Source organism: Nostoc sp. MG11, from assembly GCF_014904695.1.
GTDB lineage: Bacteria > Cyanobacteriota > Cyanobacteriia > Cyanobacteriales > Nostocaceae > Komarekiella.
Window position 1 is genome coordinate 291,816 of record NZ_JACXXN010000003.1, and the last position, 19,235, is coordinate 311,050.

A 19,235-nucleotide genomic window follows, 5' to 3' on the forward strand; every position below is an offset into this window, starting at 1 on the left:
GTTGACGATCTTAGATACTTCATATCACTCCCTATCTGATAGATTAAATATGTTATAAATTTACGCTGTATATTATGTAGAATTATTTTGTTTTTCTCTTACTAGGAAATCATCCTAATTACCAACAATAATTTAAATTTTATTCAAAGATACACAAATTATTTATTAGTCAATCTTCAAAAATTAAAAAACGCCTTGTCACGATTTATAGTTTTTTTATATAAATTAGACAGAAAATAAAGTTTATTTTTATATTATTAATTGATGAAAATCTAATTTATAAATAATATTATTTTCTAGGTTTTTTGGATGTTTTTGAAAGTAAAATGTAGCAAAAAATAGTAAATTTTTTATTGTAAGCAAAAATATTTTAATTAAAGTGTAAATATAAGTTAAAATCTTTGAGCAGTATTCTATTTTAATTATTAAGCCAATTTTTATTCGTTTATTAAAAGTACTTTTTATCAGATATTACTTATAATCTATAAGTTTTTGCAAAATATCTAGGAAGCCAATAACATATAAATAAAAATTTTAGAATAAATTGATTTGAAAAAGTAGCAATAAAAGTTTAGTTTTTTAAAACTGCGTCAACTAGATCAAGAATTAAATAATTTTTAGTAAATATATTTAGTCTGATATTTACGAGTAAGTAAAAATAGATTAGCTTTGATAAAGCAGGATTTTAATATTTGAATTTTGAGGACAATTAGTTATGAATAAAATGACTATTAGAATTCCTTTTGTAGACCTTAAGTTACAACATCAACCGATTCAAACACAACTACAACAGGTAATTCAGCTTGTATTAGAACAGGGGGATTTTATTTTAGGGCAAGGGCTATCAGATTTTGAAGCAGCCTTTGCAGCTGCGTCTGGGACAGAATATGGGGTTGGTGTTGCATCAGGAACCGATGCGATCGCCCTCGGATTGCAAGCGTGTAAGATTGGGGGTGGCGATGAGGTGATTTTACCAGCCAACACCTTCATAGCAACTTTGATTGGCGTGCTACGTGCTGGCGCAAAGCCTGTTCTTGTAGATTGCGATCCCCAAACAGCTTTAATTGATTTAGAAGCAGCCATAAAGTCAATTACACCACAGACCAAAGCAATTATTCCTGTACATCTCTATGGTCAGATGGTATCACCACGGCAGCTATTAGACTTTGCCGATACCTATAAACTGATAGTTTTTGAAGATGCAGCACAGGCACATCTAGCAGAAAAAGAAGGATTTCACGCTGGTTCAGTAGGAATAGCAGCAGCTTTTAGCTTCTATCCCAGCAAAAATTTGGGCGCATTTGGGGATGGGGGAATATTATTGACGCGAGATTCCGATGTAGCCCAGAAGATGGTGCGCTTGCGGAATTATGGTGCATCACAAAAGTATTTTCACACTGAATCAGGTACGAATAGTCGCTTGGATACCTTGCAAGCGGCTGTCTTGCACCAGAAACTACCATATTTACCACAGTGGAATCGCGATCGCCTGACTATCGCTCAGCAGTACGATATGGAACTAGCACCCTTAGCAACTGCTGGGATTATCCCCATACAAAACCAAAGTGGTACAGGACACGTTTATCATCTTTATGTCATCAAAGTTGATGAAACTTGCCCCACAGAACGCCAGCAACTTCAAGAAAAACTAACAGCAGCAGGAATTCAAACTGGCATTCACTATCCAATTCCCTGTCATCTCCAGCCAGCATTTACCAGCTTAGGCTATCAGCAAGGAGACTTCCCTCAAGCAGAAAAGCTGTCAAAGCAAATATTATCGTTACCGATGTATCCTGGTTTGAGTAGTAGCCAAGTTAAAGAAGTTGTAGCAGTCATTGCTGATGTAGTTTCAACAGGTTCTTATTCAGATCCATCTGCTGCTGTCGTTGGTAGCATCGCAGCATAAATCGCAGATTGATTTAGCGATCGCCTATTAAGTTGATCAGGGGTTTGTGAAGGAAACATCTCCCCTGCATCCTCTAAGTATGGTTGGATAATAGGGCACACTTTGCGTAGGCGTCAGCTAACAGTTTTTGAGTTGTTAATTTTTAATCTTGAATTGCTTAAAATCATGGCATTCCAACAACAGGTTAAAAACAGAAACGCGCCAGCCATTTTCAGCCTGGCTATTTTAGGCGTTTTGGTGCTGCTTTATGCTCCTGTATTACTACATTGGTTGGATGGTTGGCTGCACAAAAATATCAGTACAGAGCACGAATATTTCAGCCACGGTATTATTGGTTTGCCATTTGCCGCTTACCTGGGCTGGTTGAACCGGAAACAGTGGAGACGATTACCAGATATTACCCATCCGTTGGGCGCTGTATTCTTGTTGATAGCGGGAGTTTTTTATCTGAGCGGTGTTACAGAGTGGGTTAACCTTTCCTTGCCTGTTATACTGGCAGGGTTGTGTTTGTGGTTTAAGGGAATACCAGGTTTGCGATCGCAAGGATTCCCCCTGTTGTTAGTATTTCTGGCAACCCCGACAGCAATACCTTATCTGATTGCACCCTATACCTTTCCTCTGCAAAGCTTCATAGCTGGCACAGCGGGTTTCATACTGAATCAGTTTGGTATGGAAGTGACCGTTGATGAGATAAATTTATACGTAGGAGGAAGAATCGTAGAAGTTGCCCCTTACTGTGCTGGGCTGAAAATGTTGTTTACTACTCTCTATGTCTGCTTAATGCTGCTTTATTGGACAGGTGCTTTGTCTTCACGTCGCACAACTATTTGGTTTTTATCTATTGCTATCGTCATTAGCATTAGTGCCAATATTGTTCGCAACACTTTACTTACCTTCTTTCACGGTACAGGTAAAGAAGCAGCTTTTCAATGGCTACATGAGGGTTGGGGTGGAGACTTCTACTCTGCTTGTATGCTGCTGTTATTAGTGCCTTTGCTAAATCGGATTAATAGCTACTTTTCAGCTTCTCTAGAAACTCAGCAACAAGAGTAAAATTAAAAATAAGTCAGAAGCCAGAGGTCAGAATGTCCATTCTTCGGACTCCTCTGCCAAAATAATTCAGATGAGAGTGCATTGTTAATATTACTGAACTCATGGTGTTATTTTATAAAGTAAAATTTTGCCTAAGTACTGCAAATTTTACTGATGATTTCCTTATTCAAGTTTTTCAAGGAAAACCAATTAAGTCAGGTAGTAGCACTTTTGTTATTGCTACTACTATTAGCGATGGGAGGGATTCCTGGATATCTGACAGGACGCTGGCAATGGAAACAGCCGCCACCTATTACGAGCCTTAATGAATTAAAACACATACGCAAGAATGGGTTAACCCTTCCTGGTTGGCAAACTATTGAACAAGCAGAACAACAAATTGGCGAACGAAAATGGTCATTGCAGGTAATTAGGAAAGACGGGTCTGAATCCCAGGCTATCCTGCTTTTGCTGCCGCAAAATGGCCCTATGGATCAACCTGAGGTGGAGTGGACGGAGCTTAATGGTTGGGGAAGGTCGCGCTGGAGAAAGTGGGATATCGCTCAATATCGCTCTGCTGAATTTATTGTGAAACAGCCTCGAAAGTTGGAATCTAATACCGCAAAAGTAGAAGCTAGGTTCTTTCGTGCCTCTACACCACAGCAAACCTTTGCTGTTTTGCAATGGTATGCTCTGCCAGAAGGTGGCAATCCATCACCTTTACACTGGTTCTTGGCAGATCAATGGGCACAGTGGCATAAGAAACGTACTCCTTGGGTGGGCGTGAGTATTATCATTCCAATGGAGCCTTTAGGGCAGGTAGAAAAATCGTGGTCTCTAGCCCAGTCACTTGGGGAAACAGTGCAAGCTGTATTAATGGCAGATGCTTTGTAAAGTAAGTCATGGCTGTGCTTGTGCAGATATTAAGTCAAGTACTCTTACAATCGCAAATATCCCCTACAGGCTAAAACTTAAGATCGAGGATGAAGTCAAAAACATGATTCAATAAGCTAAATTTCGCAAATTTTTCGTCTTAACGCTTTACTATTCATCCTTTTTCTTGTAAATACTTGCAGAGAAAAGAGACATTGAGGGTATTTACAGAGTAAAATAACGACTCGGCGCAACCGATTCTTACAGCATTACTGCACCGATGTTTATAGCTCTCAGTTCTCATATGCGTGCATTCAGCGCTCTGTGTTTTGTCAGCCTTCAGGTAAGCGCTTTTTTAACAACACCCATCCAACTTGTTGTTGCCCAGCCCTTGCCATCTCAAGGACAATCTCCAGGGCAACCCCCTTCACCTCCGCTAGGTGTTGAAGTTTTACCACCAGAGGTAAATGACGAAGTTTCCCCACAACTTAGCCGTTATCTCTTAGGTCCGGGGGATGTAATTGGCGTTGCACTTCAGCGTCCTCCTGGGCCCTACCGTTTAGGAATAGGAGATGTAATTAGCGTTGCGGTTCAGCGCTTCCCGGATTTGAGTTTTCAAGCTGCTATTAATCCAGAAGGCAACATTGTGGTGCCGCTACTAGGAACCGTGTCTTTACAAGGTTTAACTTTAGAACAAGCACAAGCAAAAATCCGCTCTGGCTTAAATCGTTATGTAGTTGATCCAATCATAGTTTTATCACTAGCAGGGCAGCGTCCAGACTTTAGTTTTCAAGCCGCAATTAGTCCAGAGGGTAACATTGTAGTGCCGCAAGTAGGAATTGTGTCCTTACAAGGCTTGAGTTTAGAAGAAGCTCAAGAAAAAATTCGCTTAGGCTTAAGTCGCATTTTCGTTGATCCGATTGTGGTAGTATCTTTGACAGGAACGCGACCAGTTCAAGTCACCATTAGCGGGGAAGTATTTAGACCAGGAATTTATCCTATTAATTCGGGAACACCTCGTGTTGCTGATGCCCTATTGATAGCTGGTGGTTCAACCTTGACCGCAGACCTGCGGCAAGTACAAGTACGTCGGAAGTTGATGGATGGTTCTGTAGTTTCACAAACTATTGACTTGTATGCAGCCTTGCAAAATGGTGGTTCACTACCTAATTTGCGTCTGCAAGATGGCGATGCGGTAAGCGTGCCACGTCGTGAAGTTGGGAATGATGATGGTTATGATCGCAATTTGGTAGCACGTTCATCTTTAGCCGTACCGCAGATTAGAGTCCGAGTTTTAAATTATGCTGCTGGAGGAATTGCTACACAAGCACTGCCTAATGGTAGTACATTTGTAGATGCTTTGGGAGGAATAAATCTCGATACAGCTAACCTCCGGGAAATTGCCTTGGTGCGCTTCGATCCTGAACGAGGCAAAGCTGTCACCCAGAAACTTGATGCTAAAAAAGCTCTCGGAGGTGATGTGTCTCAAAACGTGCCGCTTCAAGATAATGATGTTATTGTTGTTGGTCGGAACCTCATCGCTAAAATTACTAATGCCATCAGTACAATTACTCAACCATTCTTCAATATTCAGAGCTTTATCCGCTTCTTTGAATTCTTTACCGGTGGTGGGTCTGATTAGTTGTTCTAATCTCATTACTCCTTGTCGCTTGATAGGAGTGATGAGAAAGATGAAAGAGCAGGGAAAGCAGGGGAAGAGAGGAAATAACCACTGCTCAATTATTTTTAACCCTTGACTCTTAACAAATGACAAATGACAAATGACTAACAACTAATAAACGCATCTGCCATGACCCCACCAATTGTTAAACGCTATCTTATTGCTTTTGATAAGTACAAGTGGATTGGATTAGCTAGTTTTGGTTTAGTTGTAGCGGGGTCAATAGTGGTGGCTGTGCAACCAGAACCACCCGCTAGCTACGTAGCATCTGCCGCACTTACCTACACTGGGCCGCCAGTTTCTTTCTCTGCAACTGGAAGCGAAATCCAGCAGCAAGGGAAGGAATTGAACGAGCAAGTTTTGCTATCCGACCAGATAATTGAGGCTGTGGCAGCCAAGGTAAATGTTAAACCAACAAAGATCGGTACAAGTGTCGCTTTGACTGTACCTAAAAAAAATCCCAGGACTGGAGAATTAGAATCTACAATCCTGGAAATGAAATATAAAGATACTGACGCCAAGCGAGCTACAGAGATATTGGTCGAATTGATGCAAGCAATGATCAAGTTGAGTGGTGATATTAATACTGGGCGATTAAAAGCGATTATTCAAAAAATTGACGAGCGCTTACCACAGGCTAAACGAGAACTACAAGTTGCTGAGCAGAAACTAGAACGGTACGATCGCGTAGAGCGAACAGCAATATTGGCTGCTGAAAATGGTAGTTTACTCAACGGGGTTACTGCTAGCCAAAATCTACAACGGCAAATTCAATTAACTGTTTCTGGCGTCGATGCCCAAATTCGTAGTTTAGAAGGTAAGTTGGGTTTAACAGTTGGGCAAGCTTATGTTTCTTCTGCTTTAAGTGCTGATCCAATTATTGGCAACTTACGAGCGCAAATTTATCAAACTGAGGCGCAAATCGCCCTTTTCAGGAAAGATTTAAGACCTGAACATCCAAATATGATTCAGTTGCAGCGTCAAAAACAAGCTTCTGAGGAGTTACTGCAACAGCGTGCGGCTGAGGTATTGGGTGGTGGTGGTACGGCGGCTCCACTTCGGGGTGATATTGCAGGTATTCGCACCCAAAGCAGCTTAGATCCAGCGCGACAAGAACTAGCAAATCAGATGGTGGCTTTGCAGACTCAACGGGAGACGCTGCAACAACAACTAGCTCAGGAAATCCAACAAGAGGCGCGATTACGGCAAGAGTATTCTTTAATACCTAATAAGCAATTAGAGCGATCGCGCTTAGAACAAGAAGTTGCACTTAAAAAAGCCGTTTATGACCAAATGCAGACAAAACTCACTGATTCTAAGACCGCAGAGGCAGAAACCATCAGTAGCCTCAGCGTTGCCAGACTTCCCACCGTTACAGCCGACATTAAACCCCCTAAGAGCGTGCCTGTTACCCTAGGTGTTGGTGGTTTCCTGGGTTTGTTAGTTGGTGGTGGGGTGATATTCTTGCTGGGGTCACTGGAAGGTACTTACAAAACCAGGGAAGATATCCGCGAAAGCCTCAAGCAACGGGAAGTGGCACTGCTGGGAGAGTTACCGTTAATGCTAGTTGATGATTTGGATAAAGAAGCACTTCCAGTGGTACTTTCCCCGGATTCTCCTTATTCGGAATTTTACGAGAAGTTCCGCAGTAATTTGCGCCGGATTGGTGGTAGAGACTTGAAAGTGGTGCTGATTACTAGCACAGATAGTCAAGAGGGTAAGACGGTAAGTGCTTATAATTTGGGCATCGCTTCTGCTCGTGCTGGCAAGAGAACCTTGATTATTGAAACAGATTTGCGATCGCCTTCCCATTGTGCATCCCTAAAAGTAACTGCTGACCCTGATGCCACTATTGAACCCCTACGTTATTACGCCAGCTTGAGTGAATGTATCCGTTTGGTTCCTGATGTAGAAAATTTATACATCATTCCCAGCCCTGGACCTGTACGTCAATCCGCGGCTATTCTTGAATCAAGCGAAATGCGACGACTAATGGAAGATGTCCGCGAACGTTATGATTTGGTCATTTTAGATACTAATCCCCTGAGCTTATCCAATGACCCTTTGTTAATCCAACCCTACAGCGATGGTATAGTGCTTGTGGCGCGACCAAACTTTACACAAGAAAATATGCTAGGTGAAGCTATTGATCAGTTGGTTGAATCTGAGTTAGGACTATTAGGAGCAATTATCAATGGTGCTGATATCACAGTAGCTATGCCCGAACCAATTTCACCACAAACCACTTCACCTCAAGCAGATACAGAAATTGAAGAAGTTTCAGCGGGCGTCACTAAAAACTAAGGGAATAAAGCATTGGGTACTAGAACATCGATTCAATAATCGCAAAAACCCGATTTCTTTTCGGTAAAACGACCAATTATCGTTGACTGTAGAGACGTTGCATTGCAACGTCTCTACGAAATAATCGGTTTTTCTCACCCCTATCTTGAATACTGAATCGGTGTTCTAGATACGGGAAAGCATTCAGTTCCTAGTTCCCTATGCCCCATTACCATTAGTCGCGCTTAAAAAGCCCAAACAAAGGCCCGAGCATTATCCCGAAAACAAAACCGCCGATGTGCGCCCAGTAGGCTACTCCACCTGTTTCCACGCTCATATTTGCGGCTGCTTGCAGGCTAGCAAAACCAGATATCACATTCTGCACAAAGAAAATCCCGATTATCACCAGTGCTGGAACGCTAATTGTAGTCACGAAAAAACCCAAGAAAATTAGGGTCATAACTCTAGCGTGAGGGAAGCGAATAATATATGCACCCAGAACCCCAGAAATAGCGCCACTTGCCCCCAAAGAAGGAATAGCAGAATTCATGCCAATAAACCATTGGCACGCGGCGGCTAAAGCACCACATGCCAAATAAAAAATCAGATATTTGATATGACCTAAGCGGTCTTCAATATTGTTGCCAAAAACCCAGAGAAATATCATATTTGATATCAAGTGCCACCAACCACCGTGTAAAAATTGCGACGTAATTAAAGTCGTCCATTCCCCAGCAAAGTTGGTGGTTAGCTCTCTTGGTACTACGGCATATAGCTGGAAAAACTGCTCTAATTGTTCATTGGGCAGACTCACTTCGTGAAGGAAAACTAAAATGTTCATCCCGATCAACCCATAGGTGAAGTACGGGGTGATTCGCGTCGGATTTTCGTCGTAGAGGGGAAACACAGGTGTTTTTCCTAATTATCAATTAACTGCAATATATCCTGTGTGGCTGGCAGTTGCGAAGTTTAGGTAATTTCACCTATGAAATATTGAAAGCCCTTATGATACTTTAGAGGGCTAACCGTACCAAGATTCTTCCTTAGATTTGTCGCTAAATAAACCTAACAGCGGGCCGAGAACTGCCCCAAAAATGAAACCACCTGCATGGGCCCAGTAAGCGATACCACCGCTTTCCATACCAATATTGGTAGGTGTTTCTAGACTAGCAAGTCCATAAAAAGATTGTTGGAGAAACCAGAATCCCAAAAAGAAATATGCTGGGACACGGAAGGTAGGGAAGAAAAACCCTAAAGGTACTACACCCATAACTTCGGCGTTAGGAAAGCGAAGAATATATGCTCCCATGACGCCAGCGATCGCACCACTTGCACCCAAAGAAGGAATGCTAGAATTCTGGGCAAAGTACCACTGGGTCAAGGATGCTAAAATACCACAATACAGATAGAAAAGCAAATATTTGGCATGGCCCAACTTATCTTCAACGTTGTTACCAAAAATCCAGAGGAACAACATATTACCACCTAGGTGCAACAAACCGCCATGTAAAAACTGGGAGGTAATTAAGGTTGCCCATTCTGGCACTGGTTGATTGAGAGAGATGCCGCCAAAGCTTAAAGTGAGTTCTCGTGGCACTACGGCCGCAAGGTGCAAAAATCCATTTAATGCTTGCGGTGGAAGACTTGCTTCATAAAGAAAAGCGAGGACATTGGCAGCAATCAGTCCAAAAGTAACATAAGGCGTGATTGTTGTAGGATTATTATCTCTAATTGGAACCACAGACGATTTTCCTGATTTTTGAGCAACTAGCCTCACAATACTGAATTTTGCAAGTAGTTTCTTCTACCTCTTGGACAAATTTGGATTTAGTCGTTGGTACTGGGTAAAATAATTTTATTGCACTGCTTTGGGTAAATTTGCCAAACAGTTGGATGGATGCATCGTACTAATGAATTGGCTAGCCCATTTGTTTTTGTCTGAACCAAATGTCGAAACTCGATTAGGTAATCTTCTTGCGGATATTGTAAAGGGGTCAGTTCGCCAGGAATTGAACTTAAACATCCAGCGAGGAATTGCATGTCATCTAGTTATTGATAAGTTTACGGACAGCCACATAGTTGTTAAACGTAGCAAAGAGCGCATTGACTCAGACTACCGACGATTTGCAGGAGTATTAGTAGATGTTTTTTACGACCACTTTCTGGCGAAGAATTGGTCTGATTATGCAAACGTATCTCTTGATGAGTTTACAGCAGAGATTTACAAGTCATTTCAAGCATATCAAGGTCAGCTACCCGTGGCAGTCAATGAGGTAATAACTCGTGTGGTAAATGAAGACTGGTTGGGAGCTTACCGCAATTTAACTGGTGTAGAAAATACCTTAGAGAGGATATCAAAGCGGTTATCGATGCGCTTATCGCACAGATCCTTCTTGTTGACCGAGGCTATCACAGGACTTACAACCCACTACGATGAGTTTGAGCATGACTTTCAGGAGTTCTTCCCAGAATTGTGTTCTCATGTGCAGAATTGGTGTACTAGTTAACTCCCAATTTTTCAAATCCAACTTTTTTAACTTAACTGTCTTCTCAACTGAGAGTATAAGCGCAAATCCCCAAAATTGGAGGCATTGCATGGTACAACAACTAACACCGGACATCGTACCAGATATTATCTACTCTGACAGTGACGGTCAACCAATGTCAGACAACACCAAACAATTTCGATGGATTGTCACTATTAAAGAAAACTTAGAAATCTTGTTTGCATCACAAGGTCATGTAAGATATTTCCATTTAGAGAAGAAAGCAGCTTGACCGCAGTAGTGATTTTGCTTATCTAATACGTTCCATAAGATAGTATCTTCTATGTAGAAGCGTTTACCATTACCAGAAATGCGGATACCGGAATAGTTGCTGATAAAGCCTTTGGTTGCTGCTTCTGCTAACAAGCGATCGCGTTCTTCCTGCACTACCTCTTCAGCCGATTTCCGAGAAGGCATCCTGATAAATTCTTCCCAAGAAAGCTCCCATAGTTCCAATGCTTTGCGATTGCCATAGTTGAAAATTGGATCTGATTCAATCCCGTGAGAAACTAATACAAAGGGTGCTTCAAATAGAGCTTGCGCTTTTTCCTGGGGGGAAGAAGCATTTATATTCAGTAAAGAATCCCCTATCAAATGCTGAAAACTGCTCATTAAGCGTTGACTGTGGCGAATAATTGCCTCTTGCTGCCAAGGAAATTCGATAATGCTGGTCATAGGAAGGTGAAAACATAATACCAAGAATTTAGTATGACAAAACTTGGCTCATAGGGATTGACTAGTTATCCGTAAGGCTGAAAATATGCTAGTTAAATGGATATTGGTTTGGCAAACTCATGTTTTTATCCAATTCCCTAGAAAATCAATTTAAACGGTGGAATGAAATTATCTATAATCAGCCGAAAAATCCTAATGCTTACATTCGCCGAGGTATGGTAAACTTCCAACTTGCCAAGATTAATGAATCTATTCAAGATTTCGACATGGCAGAGCAACTAGATGCTAGTCTCAAACCTTACCTCTGGCAACGTGGTCTATCGTACTATTATGCAGAAAGATTTACTGAAGGCGCTCAACAGTTTGAGATCGATTTGATAGTGAACGCCCAAGACGTAGAAGAAACTGTTTGGCGATATCTCTGCATAGCGCGTTTGACGAATGTAACAGAGGCACGTAATTCTCTATTAACTGTGAAAAATGACCCTAGACGTGTTATGCAGCGCGTGTATGATTTATATGCAGGGAATTGTACACCAGATGATGTTTTAACTGTTGGTCAATTAGAAGGGACAAAGGGAAATTTTTATAGTCATCTTTACTTAGGATTGTATTACGAAGCTGATAATAATCTTGATTTAGCTCAAGATTATACAGTTAAGGCTGCTGAGAACTATAAAATTGATGACTATATGTGGTATCTGGCACAGGTACATAAAACTCTGCGAGGATGGTCTTGATTTACTGAATAGTAAATAACGCTCATGGATTGGGCGATCGCACACTGTGTCAGAGTCGCTATTGTAGGCGATTATGCTCCTTATAAGTAGTATGTGCTAATCAGTAGTAGATTAGGCGATCGCTTCTAAAAGAAAACTTCCCAGTCGTGCCTCAACAGATAACCTAAGTCACCTAACGGTGAAGTTGTGCAGCAGCTAGTAACTTTAAACTCTCACCGATAACTTATGTTCTGTCCGCATCAACGCAGTGTTCGACTGCCGCTGCTACTACGCAGAATCGTTTATCCTTAAGTCAGGATAACTCAATTTTCTCCGGTAGAATCCAATGAGCGTTGTAATTCCTGATGATATCTTCTAATCAACCAAGATGCATGAATTTATCTCACGCAGAGACGCAGCGAAAAGTTCTGTAGGCGGAGAGAAGTCTGAGCGCCGGCGTCCGGTGATCAGAACTTCGGAGTTTCCCAACCTAGGAAACTTTTCAAGACAGAGGCGCAGAGAGTAAAAGTTTGAGATATCAAATCTTGAAATTTCATACTTCCATTCAGCAACGCCCTAATTATTCTGTAATTTTATTGGCGACAGATTGTGCTTGAATAACAACTTCTTTAGACAAAGGAATATATCCAAGCTCCAAACTGGATTTCTGCCCCTCAATCAAAGCCCAGTTAACAAAGTTTTTTAGTGCTTGGGCTTTGATGGGGTTTTGATATTGGCGATAAGTTAAAAGCCAAGTATAAGTTGCGATGGGATAGGATTGAGCACCTATAGGATCAGTGATAAAAGCAATTAAATTATCAGCGGGTAATTTCACCGTCTCTAAAGTTCTAGCTGCTGATTCTGGTGTCGGCGTAATATAATTACCAGATTTGTTTTCTAAGGCAGCCACAGGTAGTTTATTTTGTATGGCGTAAGCGTACTCCACATAGCCAATAGCTCCTGGGATCTGTTGAACCAGAGCAGTAACGCCTTCGTTCCCCTTAGCACCAACTCCCACAGGCCATGCCACCGATTTCCCAACTCCGACTTTGCTTTTCCATTCTGGACTTACAGTACTTAGATGTTGTGTTAACACGCTTGTGGTGCCACTACTATCAGTTCGATGTACCACCTGAATTGGTAAATCAGGTAGATTTACCGCCGGATTAGCTACAGCTATTCTCGGATTATTCCAATTGGTAATTTTTCCTAAGAAGATATCTGTGTAGACTTGGCGTGAAAGCTTTAGACTATTTGGTAGATTGACTTGAGACGATTGGCGTGCGGTTGTTGTGAGGTTGTAAGCCAGTACTATAGAACCAGCAGTTAAGGGCAAAGCAATCACTCCTCGTTTGACTTTAGCTGCTTGTTCATTCGTAATTCCCACATCACTAGCTGCAAAGTCTACAGTCCCTTTAATGAGTTGTTGTACTCCGGCGCCGCTTCCGATCGCTTGATAATTAATTTCCACATTGGGATTTTGCTGGTTATAATCTGAAAGCCAACGTTCGTATAAAGGTGCGGGAAAACTTGCCCCAGCACCAACGAGGGAAATAGTCTTCACGTTTTGACTATCGGTAGCGCAAGAAGCAATATTCAACCCAAGAACGATTAGAGACAGAAGGCTAGCTAGTCGCTTAGATTCAAATTGAGCAGACATATAAATCTTTAGTTCCAATTTTTAATCAATAGCTTTGATAATTCCCCAATTTGTAGTCATGGGAGTAGCGTCATAATTGTAAAAAATGTCCCAGCATTTTATCCCGCAGATGCTTTCTGGCGATCGCCTCCTAGACTTTTCGCAATAATTCCCGAATAGCAATTGCACAATCAGGAAAAGCTAAAGGTGAAATTGTCACATCCTCTGTAAGTATGCTCTCACTGTGATAGCCATCTGGACTGGGAAGACGGTACATATACAACTTACGTCCAATGACATCTAAAATCCAGTAATCAATAATACCCGATTTAGAATATGCGTTCGCCCTTGGCGTTGGCGTTGGCGAAGCCTCTCGTAGAGAAGCCATCGCTTTGACTTCGCGATCATATTTGAGACTAGAATCAGCTATTTCAATCAGTAAAAACACTTCGGAAGCATTCGGATGGTGATCATCATAATCTAATGGATTCAGCTTCACCACTGAAATATCTGGTTCTGGTTCCGAGTAATCGTCAAGTTGCACTGGTGACTGGATTCTTAATAAAACTTTGTCACCCAAGTGTTGACGTAATAACCTTTCTGTGCAGGTAATTGCTGATTCGTGAGCAGTTCCTTTTGCTGACATTCTGAGGATTTGCCCCGCTATTAATTCTAAGCGTTCTTCAGGATGAAAAATTCCCGTTTCCGCCATTTGGTGATATTCTTGAACACTAATTAGGCGAATATTGGTGAGCATAAGATTCACGTTAACGTCCTAATAATTTATCTCGCAGGTTCTTAATGCGATCGCGCACTGTGTCTGAATCGCTACTATAGGCGATATGCTCCTTAGAAGTGGTATGTGCTTTTCAAGTGTGTGGCTGGCTTAGGCGATGCTGCTATTCATACCTCGTACAGCAAGAGCATTGTGTTTTGATTAATGCAACGCCTTTTTTTTGGATGGATAGCCTCTTAATGCTGTTGGTTAGAACGGCTAGCTTATCGTTTCAGGGAACCCCGTTAGTGATGGAGATCAGCGGGACAGTTGGGCGTTGAACATAGGTAACCTGAACACCCATTGTTTTAGACACCATGCGTAGTGGCACCATTACCACACCCCTGCGAAAGAATGGCATCTCGCCCCTATGGAAATTCTGTCTATTACCTTCCATTTGAGCCGTACTGCCACCAGGCAGTGAAAGCTGCACTGTGGACGTACCGCGCTTCGCCGTAATCAGGCGCTCCCGGTTGTTGTAAGTGACTGTTGCGCCTAATGCCTCAAAGATATCTCGAAACGGGACGAAAGTTTGCCCATTCACTTCAACCGGCGCGACAGAACTTTTGAGTGGTTGTCCGTTGACTCGCATCTCAGGATACCGTTCGGGAGTTTTGCGTGTACTGGACTGGCGTGTGCTGGGTTTACGTCTGTTCCAACGTTGCGTCTCAAGGTGTGGGGTCAGCCAGTCCATTGTTTGTGCGTAGGCAGGTGCCACTACGGTTAAAGTGGCTAAGACAGCAACTAATATCAGTTTTTTCATTGTGTTCACTTCCAGTTTTTTGATCGTGGTGTTCACAGAAGACTGCGAAGAAGCCCATCCCCTCAAGAGGTGTAAGGAATCACCGCGCCGTCTTATGGCATGAGCCAAACAAGGCATGGGGAAGAATCCAATGCCTTGTTTGGCCAATTCTCAATACCCGTGAAATTTCCCGCGCTTCAGCTGTGAGATGAGCTTAAGTTAACGTCCTAACATTTTATCCCGTAGGTTCTTAATGCGATCGCGCAATTTTGCTGCCTCTTCAAATTCCAATTTCTTTGCTGCTTCTTTCATCTGTGTTTCTAACAAAGTAATCAATTCTGGAATCTGTTCCAATGGCAGTTCATCTATATGTTCATCTACAACTTTCAAGTCAGTTGCATTTAACCGTCGAGATACGTCTAAAAACGATAAAATCGCATTACTCGATTTTTTCACAATTGGTTGCGGTGTAATTCCATGCAACCGATTATGTGCCATTTGAATACCACGCCGCCTGTCTGTTTCATCAATGGCTTTAATCATGCTGTCTGTCAGGTTGTCGGCATATAAAATTGCTTGTCCCCGGATGTGACGCGCGGCTCTACCAATAGTTTGAATTAAGGAACGCTCGGCTCGCAAGAACCCTTCTTTATCTGCATCCATAATTGCTACTAGTGAAACTTCGGGTAAATCCAAACCTTCTCGTAGCAAGTTTACGCCAACCAACACATCAAAGTTACCCTCGCGCAAGTTCTGCAAAATCTCAATTCGCTCAATAGAATTAATCTCTGAATGCAAGTATCGTACCCGAATGCTGTGGTCTTGCAGATACTCGGTCAAATCTTCTGCCATCCGCTTAGTTAATGTGGTAATTAACACTCGCTCATGCAGGTCAATTCTATCTTTAATTTCTCCCAACAAATCATCAATTTGTCCTTCTGTGGGACGTACAGAAATTTCTGGATCAATCACTCCAGTTGGTCGAATTACTTGCTCAACTACATGATCTTCAGAAACTTCTAATTCCCAATTTCCTGGTGTGGCTGAAACAAAAATACACTGATTCACCTTCTCCCAGAATTCTTCTGCCTTCAAAGGACGATTATCAGCAGCACTGGGAAGCCGAAATCCATGCTCAATTAAAACTTTTTTCCTAGCTTGGTCGCCGTTGTACATGCCACGAATTTGGGGCACGGTAACGTGAGATTCATCTATTACTAATAGCCAATCTTTGGGAAAATAATCAATTAAACATTCTGGTGGTTCTCCGGCTTGTCTTCCTGCTAAGTGGCGAGAATAGTTTTCTACGCCGTTGCAGTAACCCACCTCGCGTAACATTTCCAAATCATAGCGTGTACGCTGATCTATACGTTGTGCTTCTAGTAATTTTCCTGCTTCCTCGAAATCTAATTTTTGTTGTTTTAACTCGGCTGCAATGTCATGGCAAGCAACTTCTAACCGTTCTTCTGGGGTGACAAAGTGACGTGCGGGGTAGATATTCACCGCTTCCATACTCTTGATAATTTCACCAGTCACCGGGTCAATATAACGAATGGCGTCAATTTCATCGCCAAAAAATTCTACACGAATAATCCGGTCTTCGTACGCTGGGCCAATTTCTAAGACATCACCCCGGACACGGAATTTTCCTCGACCCATTTCTATATCGTTGCGGCTATATTGAACCGATGCCAAATCTCGCAAAATTTGGCGTTGATTAACTTCCATACCTATTTGGAGAGGGATAGCAGCTTTTAGGTATTCTGCTGGCATTCCCAAACCGTAGATGCAGCTGATGGAAGCAACGACAATGACATCACGGCGTTCAAAAAGCGATCGCGTCGCTGAGTGCCGTAACATATCAATTTCATCATTAATTGAAGCTGTTTTTTCTATATAAGTATCGCTAACTGGGATATAGGCTTCTGGCTGATAGTAATCGTAGTAGCTGACAAAATACTCGACTGCGTTGTTGGGAAAAAACTCTCGCAATTCGTTACAAAGTTGTGCTGCCAGGGTTTTATTATGGGCCAAAACTAAAGTTGGCCTACCAATTTTCTCAATAACTGCTGCTACTGAAAATGTCTTGCCAGTTCCCGTAGCTCCTAGTAAAGTTTGGTAACGATTACCAGATTGGATACTAGCAGTGAGTTGTGCGATCGCTTGTGGTTGATCACCTGTCGGACTAAAAGGAGCTTGAAGACCAAATTCTGTCATACAGTTTTGCTGGAAATACCCTATCTCATGGTAACTATCCCACTTTTGCATTCGTTGCATTTGGATAGTCAAACTAAATAAATAGCAATAATATTTTACAAAAATTTATTGTTTAAGTTTACTTATGTATAGATTTTAAAGATCCTTATACCTGTATGAGGTTTTTTAAGGTTAAACTCTCATATATAGGAAAAATTTCATCTTTCCTTAATTATTGTAAATTCAGTTAACAAATCAGAGGTGTTCGGTTATGGCTATTAGCAGCACTGGCAAAGCAATCAGTTCTCAGCAGAAGCTTGCCAAGCTTAAGGGAGAAACAACAGAAGTTGAAAATCACCAGGGAAAGAGCTTGAATGCAAATCAAAGTGAGCTAGATAGTCAATTGCCAGTGCAGGCGGATCATGGAACACTTGCTATAGCCGGAGTTCGTCCCATAGCTAGCAGTGACTTGCAAGTTGCTGAAACAGTCTCAATTGCTGGCTTACGCCCCATTTCTACCAGTAGTTTTGAAGTAGTTGAGACATATCATGAAGCTGGCGATCGTCCAATTTCTGGCAATACGTTTCAAGTCGTTGACACTATTAGCTCATCTGGTATTCGTCCAATTGGCTCAAGTTCAATAATAATTTCTGAAAACTATTCAGTGTTTGGTAACCGTCCTGTAGCACCAAATACTATTGACGAGTCTGAAAGTCTAATGGGTTTTCTAGATTAGACCAAAAAATCATCACCATAATTTTATTCACCCAGTTTCTTGACGGAACTGGTTTTTTTAGTTAAAACTCATCAAAGTTCTGAGGATTAGCTTGCGATAAGTCTGAGAGCTTATTTATAAATAATACATTAAGTAGCGACTGTCTTGAGAGTGATCGCTACAAACTTAAGATTTGGTATATCTAAAAATACTCTCATAGAACAGGTTCCCTACTAATGCCGATCTACAATGTTCTAATCGCTCTTTTTCTCTGTCTTTTAGCATAGGTAACTAAGCTGTTATTCATTCAATTCATATCGATTTAATAGCTAGAATGCTTACCCCGATGGTATTTAATTCATTTGAAACTTTATATTTCAAATTGGGAATTGTTTAATATATCTTGTGGTAGAAGGCTCTAGCCAAAAGTTTAAGTTACTTTTTAAGAGTAATAACAAAGTATTTCAAAGTTCGTTTGCAACTTTGAAACTAACTTTCTATAAAATCAGGAGCGCAAAATGAGCATAGAAGATCGCGCAAAAGCTACTGCTAAAAACGTTGAAGGGAAAGCTCAAGAAGCATTGGGTAATGTTACTGGCGATCCAGAAGATAAAGCCGAAGGTAAAGCAAAGCAAGCTGAGAGCGAAGTCCGTCACGGCATGGAAGATGTCAAAGATAGTGTGAAAAAAAAGATTGACTAAAACTCATACTTTTTGCAGAAGATTTAAGGATATCAAGAGAGTATATTCTATTTCTGCAATGTCAAGTCATTAAGAACAGTAATTACACTGCTTTGAATTCACCTTAGCTAGGTGATAGGAATAGTGGTTTAGTAGAGACGTAATTAATTACGTCTCTACATTTTATAAGCAAATTTATACTATTAAAAAAGCAAAAATTAACTATCTATTCAATTAATCGGAGTAAACAAGCTATTTTAAATGTTTTTAAAGTTGGTTTTTGCATCTAGATAAGATTCCGACAAGGCCAATGGAGCCAGAATTACAAAAGGCGATCGCCTCTAAAATAACAGTCGGGGGAGTGTCAAACAACCCCAACCGGATGATGCTGATAATGTGAGCAAACTAGCATCCTTCGTCCATCACAACCATCCAGACATTTTCCCCGAAGTGCTGGCTGAACAACCCGTCATTATCAAGTTTCTTAGCAATCCTTTAATGGCAGGAATTATAAGTATTGCAGCGGCTAAATGGTTAGGTAGTCGCAAGTAAATAAAAAGTCCTGAGTTGAGTACTTGTGTGTTCCCACTTATGGCTCAGGACTCATGACTCCAAGACTCTTTTGTAAATTAAGATTTCTGAGGTGGGTAATACCCACCTTTTTTATTGCTGTTTTGACGCTAATTGCAAAAAACATCAGTATTTTATGCAGTTAAAAACTGCTATATGTTACAAAAACAGCAACCAAAGCGAGTTTGGTCTAAAAAATTCTT

16 protein-coding genes and 2 pseudogenes are annotated in these 19,235 nt (G+C 41.4%); 11 read left to right on the forward strand and 7 right to left on the reverse strand.

Translation table 11 applies throughout. The features are described from left to right. Positions 1 to 724 precede the first annotated feature (724 nt). The 5 genes from HCR01_RS06650 to HCR01_RS06670 all read left to right on the forward strand — a co-directional run bounded on the left by HCR01_RS06650 (position 725) and on the right by HCR01_RS06670 (position 7,796). Positions 725 to 1,906, forward strand: a complete 1,182-nt coding sequence (locus tag HCR01_RS06650) for a DegT/DnrJ/EryC1/StrS family aminotransferase (protein ID WP_193195602.1) — start codon at positions 725 to 727, stop codon at positions 1,904 to 1,906. Positions 1,907 to 2,071: 165 nt separating this feature from the next. Further along, a complete protein-coding gene (gene crtB / locus HCR01_RS06655; protein WP_193195449.1) occupies positions 2,072 to 2,959 on the forward strand; it encodes a cyanoexosortase B in 888 nt (295 codons plus the stop codon). 153 nt (positions 2,960 to 3,112) lie between these two features. Next, positions 3,113 to 3,832 carry a cyanoexosortase B system-associated protein gene (locus HCR01_RS06660; protein ID WP_193195450.1) on the forward strand — a complete coding sequence of 240 codons (720 nt, stop codon included), beginning with the start codon at positions 3,113 to 3,115 and terminating at the stop codon, positions 3,830 to 3,832. 259 nt (positions 3,833 to 4,091) lie between these two features. Then, positions 4,092 to 5,453 (forward strand): polysaccharide biosynthesis/export family protein, encoded by a 1,362-nt coding sequence (locus HCR01_RS06665; RefSeq protein WP_193195451.1) that lies wholly within the window; start codon positions 4,092 to 4,094, stop codon positions 5,451 to 5,453. Positions 5,454 to 5,621: 168 nt separating this feature from the next. Beyond that, entirely contained in the window at positions 5,622 to 7,796 is a 2,175-nt protein-coding gene (locus HCR01_RS06670; protein ID WP_193195452.1) for a GumC family protein, read from the forward strand. Positions 7,797 to 8,010: 214 nt separating this feature from the next. Here the strand turns inward: HCR01_RS06670 and HCR01_RS06675 are convergent, their stop codons facing one another. Beyond that, positions 8,011 to 8,682, reverse strand: a complete 672-nt coding sequence (locus HCR01_RS06675) for a rhomboid family intramembrane serine protease (RefSeq protein ID WP_193195453.1) — start codon at positions 8,680 to 8,682, stop codon at positions 8,011 to 8,013. 114 nt (positions 8,683 to 8,796) lie between these two features. After that, the gene (locus HCR01_RS06680; protein ID WP_193195454.1) at positions 8,797 to 9,516 is read right to left on the reverse strand and encodes a rhomboid family intramembrane serine protease; all 720 of its coding nucleotides are present in this window, start codon (positions 9,514 to 9,516) and stop codon (positions 8,797 to 8,799) included. Between the two features lie 169 nt (positions 9,517 to 9,685). Here HCR01_RS06680 and HCR01_RS06685 point away from each other — a divergent pair, with 169 nt between their 5' ends. Beyond that, positions 9,686 to 10,282 (forward strand): ACP phosphodiesterase, encoded by a 597-nt coding sequence (locus HCR01_RS06685; RefSeq protein WP_193195455.1) that lies wholly within the window; start codon positions 9,686 to 9,688, stop codon positions 10,280 to 10,282. An 88-nt stretch (positions 10,283 to 10,370) separates the two neighbouring features. Further along, a pseudogene (locus HCR01_RS06690) lies at positions 10,371 to 10,520 on the forward strand (Uma2 family endonuclease); the annotation flags it as partial. On the opposite strand, the gene HCR01_RS06695 reads toward HCR01_RS06690, so the two are convergent. Continuing rightward, positions 10,514 to 10,996, reverse strand: a complete 483-nt coding sequence (locus HCR01_RS06695) for an MEKHLA domain-containing protein (RefSeq protein ID WP_193195456.1) — start codon at positions 10,994 to 10,996, stop codon at positions 10,514 to 10,516. The pseudogene HCR01_RS06690 and the gene HCR01_RS06695 overlap by 7 nt on opposite strands. A gap of 119 nt (positions 10,997 to 11,115) precedes the next feature. On the opposite strand from HCR01_RS06695, the gene HCR01_RS06700 reads away from it, so the two are divergent. Further along, entirely contained in the window at positions 11,116 to 11,736 is a 621-nt protein-coding gene (locus HCR01_RS06700) for a tetratricopeptide repeat protein (RefSeq protein ID WP_193195457.1), read from the forward strand. Between the two features lie 559 nt (positions 11,737 to 12,295). Here the strand turns inward: HCR01_RS06700 and pstS are convergent. The 4 genes from pstS to uvrB all read right to left on the reverse strand — a co-directional run bounded on the left by pstS (position 12,296) and on the right by uvrB (position 17,088). After that, positions 12,296 to 13,375, reverse strand: a complete 1,080-nt coding sequence (pstS, locus tag HCR01_RS06705) for a phosphate ABC transporter substrate-binding protein PstS (RefSeq protein ID WP_193195458.1) — start codon at positions 13,373 to 13,375, stop codon at positions 12,296 to 12,298. Between the two features lie 130 nt (positions 13,376 to 13,505). Then, complete coding sequence (locus HCR01_RS06710; protein ID WP_193195603.1) at positions 13,506 to 14,111, reverse strand: Uma2 family endonuclease; 606 nt, start codon at positions 14,109 to 14,111, stop codon at positions 13,506 to 13,508. Between the two features lie 250 nt (positions 14,112 to 14,361). Then, positions 14,362 to 14,892, reverse strand: a complete 531-nt coding sequence (locus HCR01_RS06715) for a copper amine oxidase N-terminal domain-containing protein (protein ID WP_193195459.1) — start codon at positions 14,890 to 14,892, stop codon at positions 14,362 to 14,364. Positions 14,893 to 15,090: 198 nt separating this feature from the next. Further along, a complete protein-coding gene (uvrB, locus tag HCR01_RS06720) occupies positions 15,091 to 17,088 on the reverse strand; it encodes an excinuclease ABC subunit UvrB (RefSeq protein WP_193195460.1) in 1,998 nt (665 codons plus the stop codon). A 250-nt stretch (positions 17,089 to 17,338) separates the two neighbouring features. Between uvrB and HCR01_RS06725 the strand changes: the two genes are divergently transcribed. The 3 genes and pseudogenes from HCR01_RS06725 to HCR01_RS06735 all read left to right on the forward strand — a co-directional run. Continuing rightward, positions 17,339 to 17,803 (forward strand): hypothetical protein, encoded by a 465-nt coding sequence (locus HCR01_RS06725; RefSeq protein ID WP_193195461.1) that lies wholly within the window; start codon positions 17,339 to 17,341, stop codon positions 17,801 to 17,803. 497 nt (positions 17,804 to 18,300) lie between these two features. Next, on the forward strand, positions 18,301 to 18,483 hold the full coding sequence (locus HCR01_RS06730; RefSeq protein WP_193195462.1) for a CsbD family protein: 183 nt from the start codon (positions 18,301 to 18,303) through the stop codon (positions 18,481 to 18,483). Positions 18,484 to 18,832: 349 nt separating this feature from the next. Beyond that, positions 18,833 to 19,014: pseudogene (locus HCR01_RS06735) on the forward strand (hypothetical protein); the annotation flags it as partial. Positions 19,015 to 19,235: the final 221 nt, after the last annotated feature.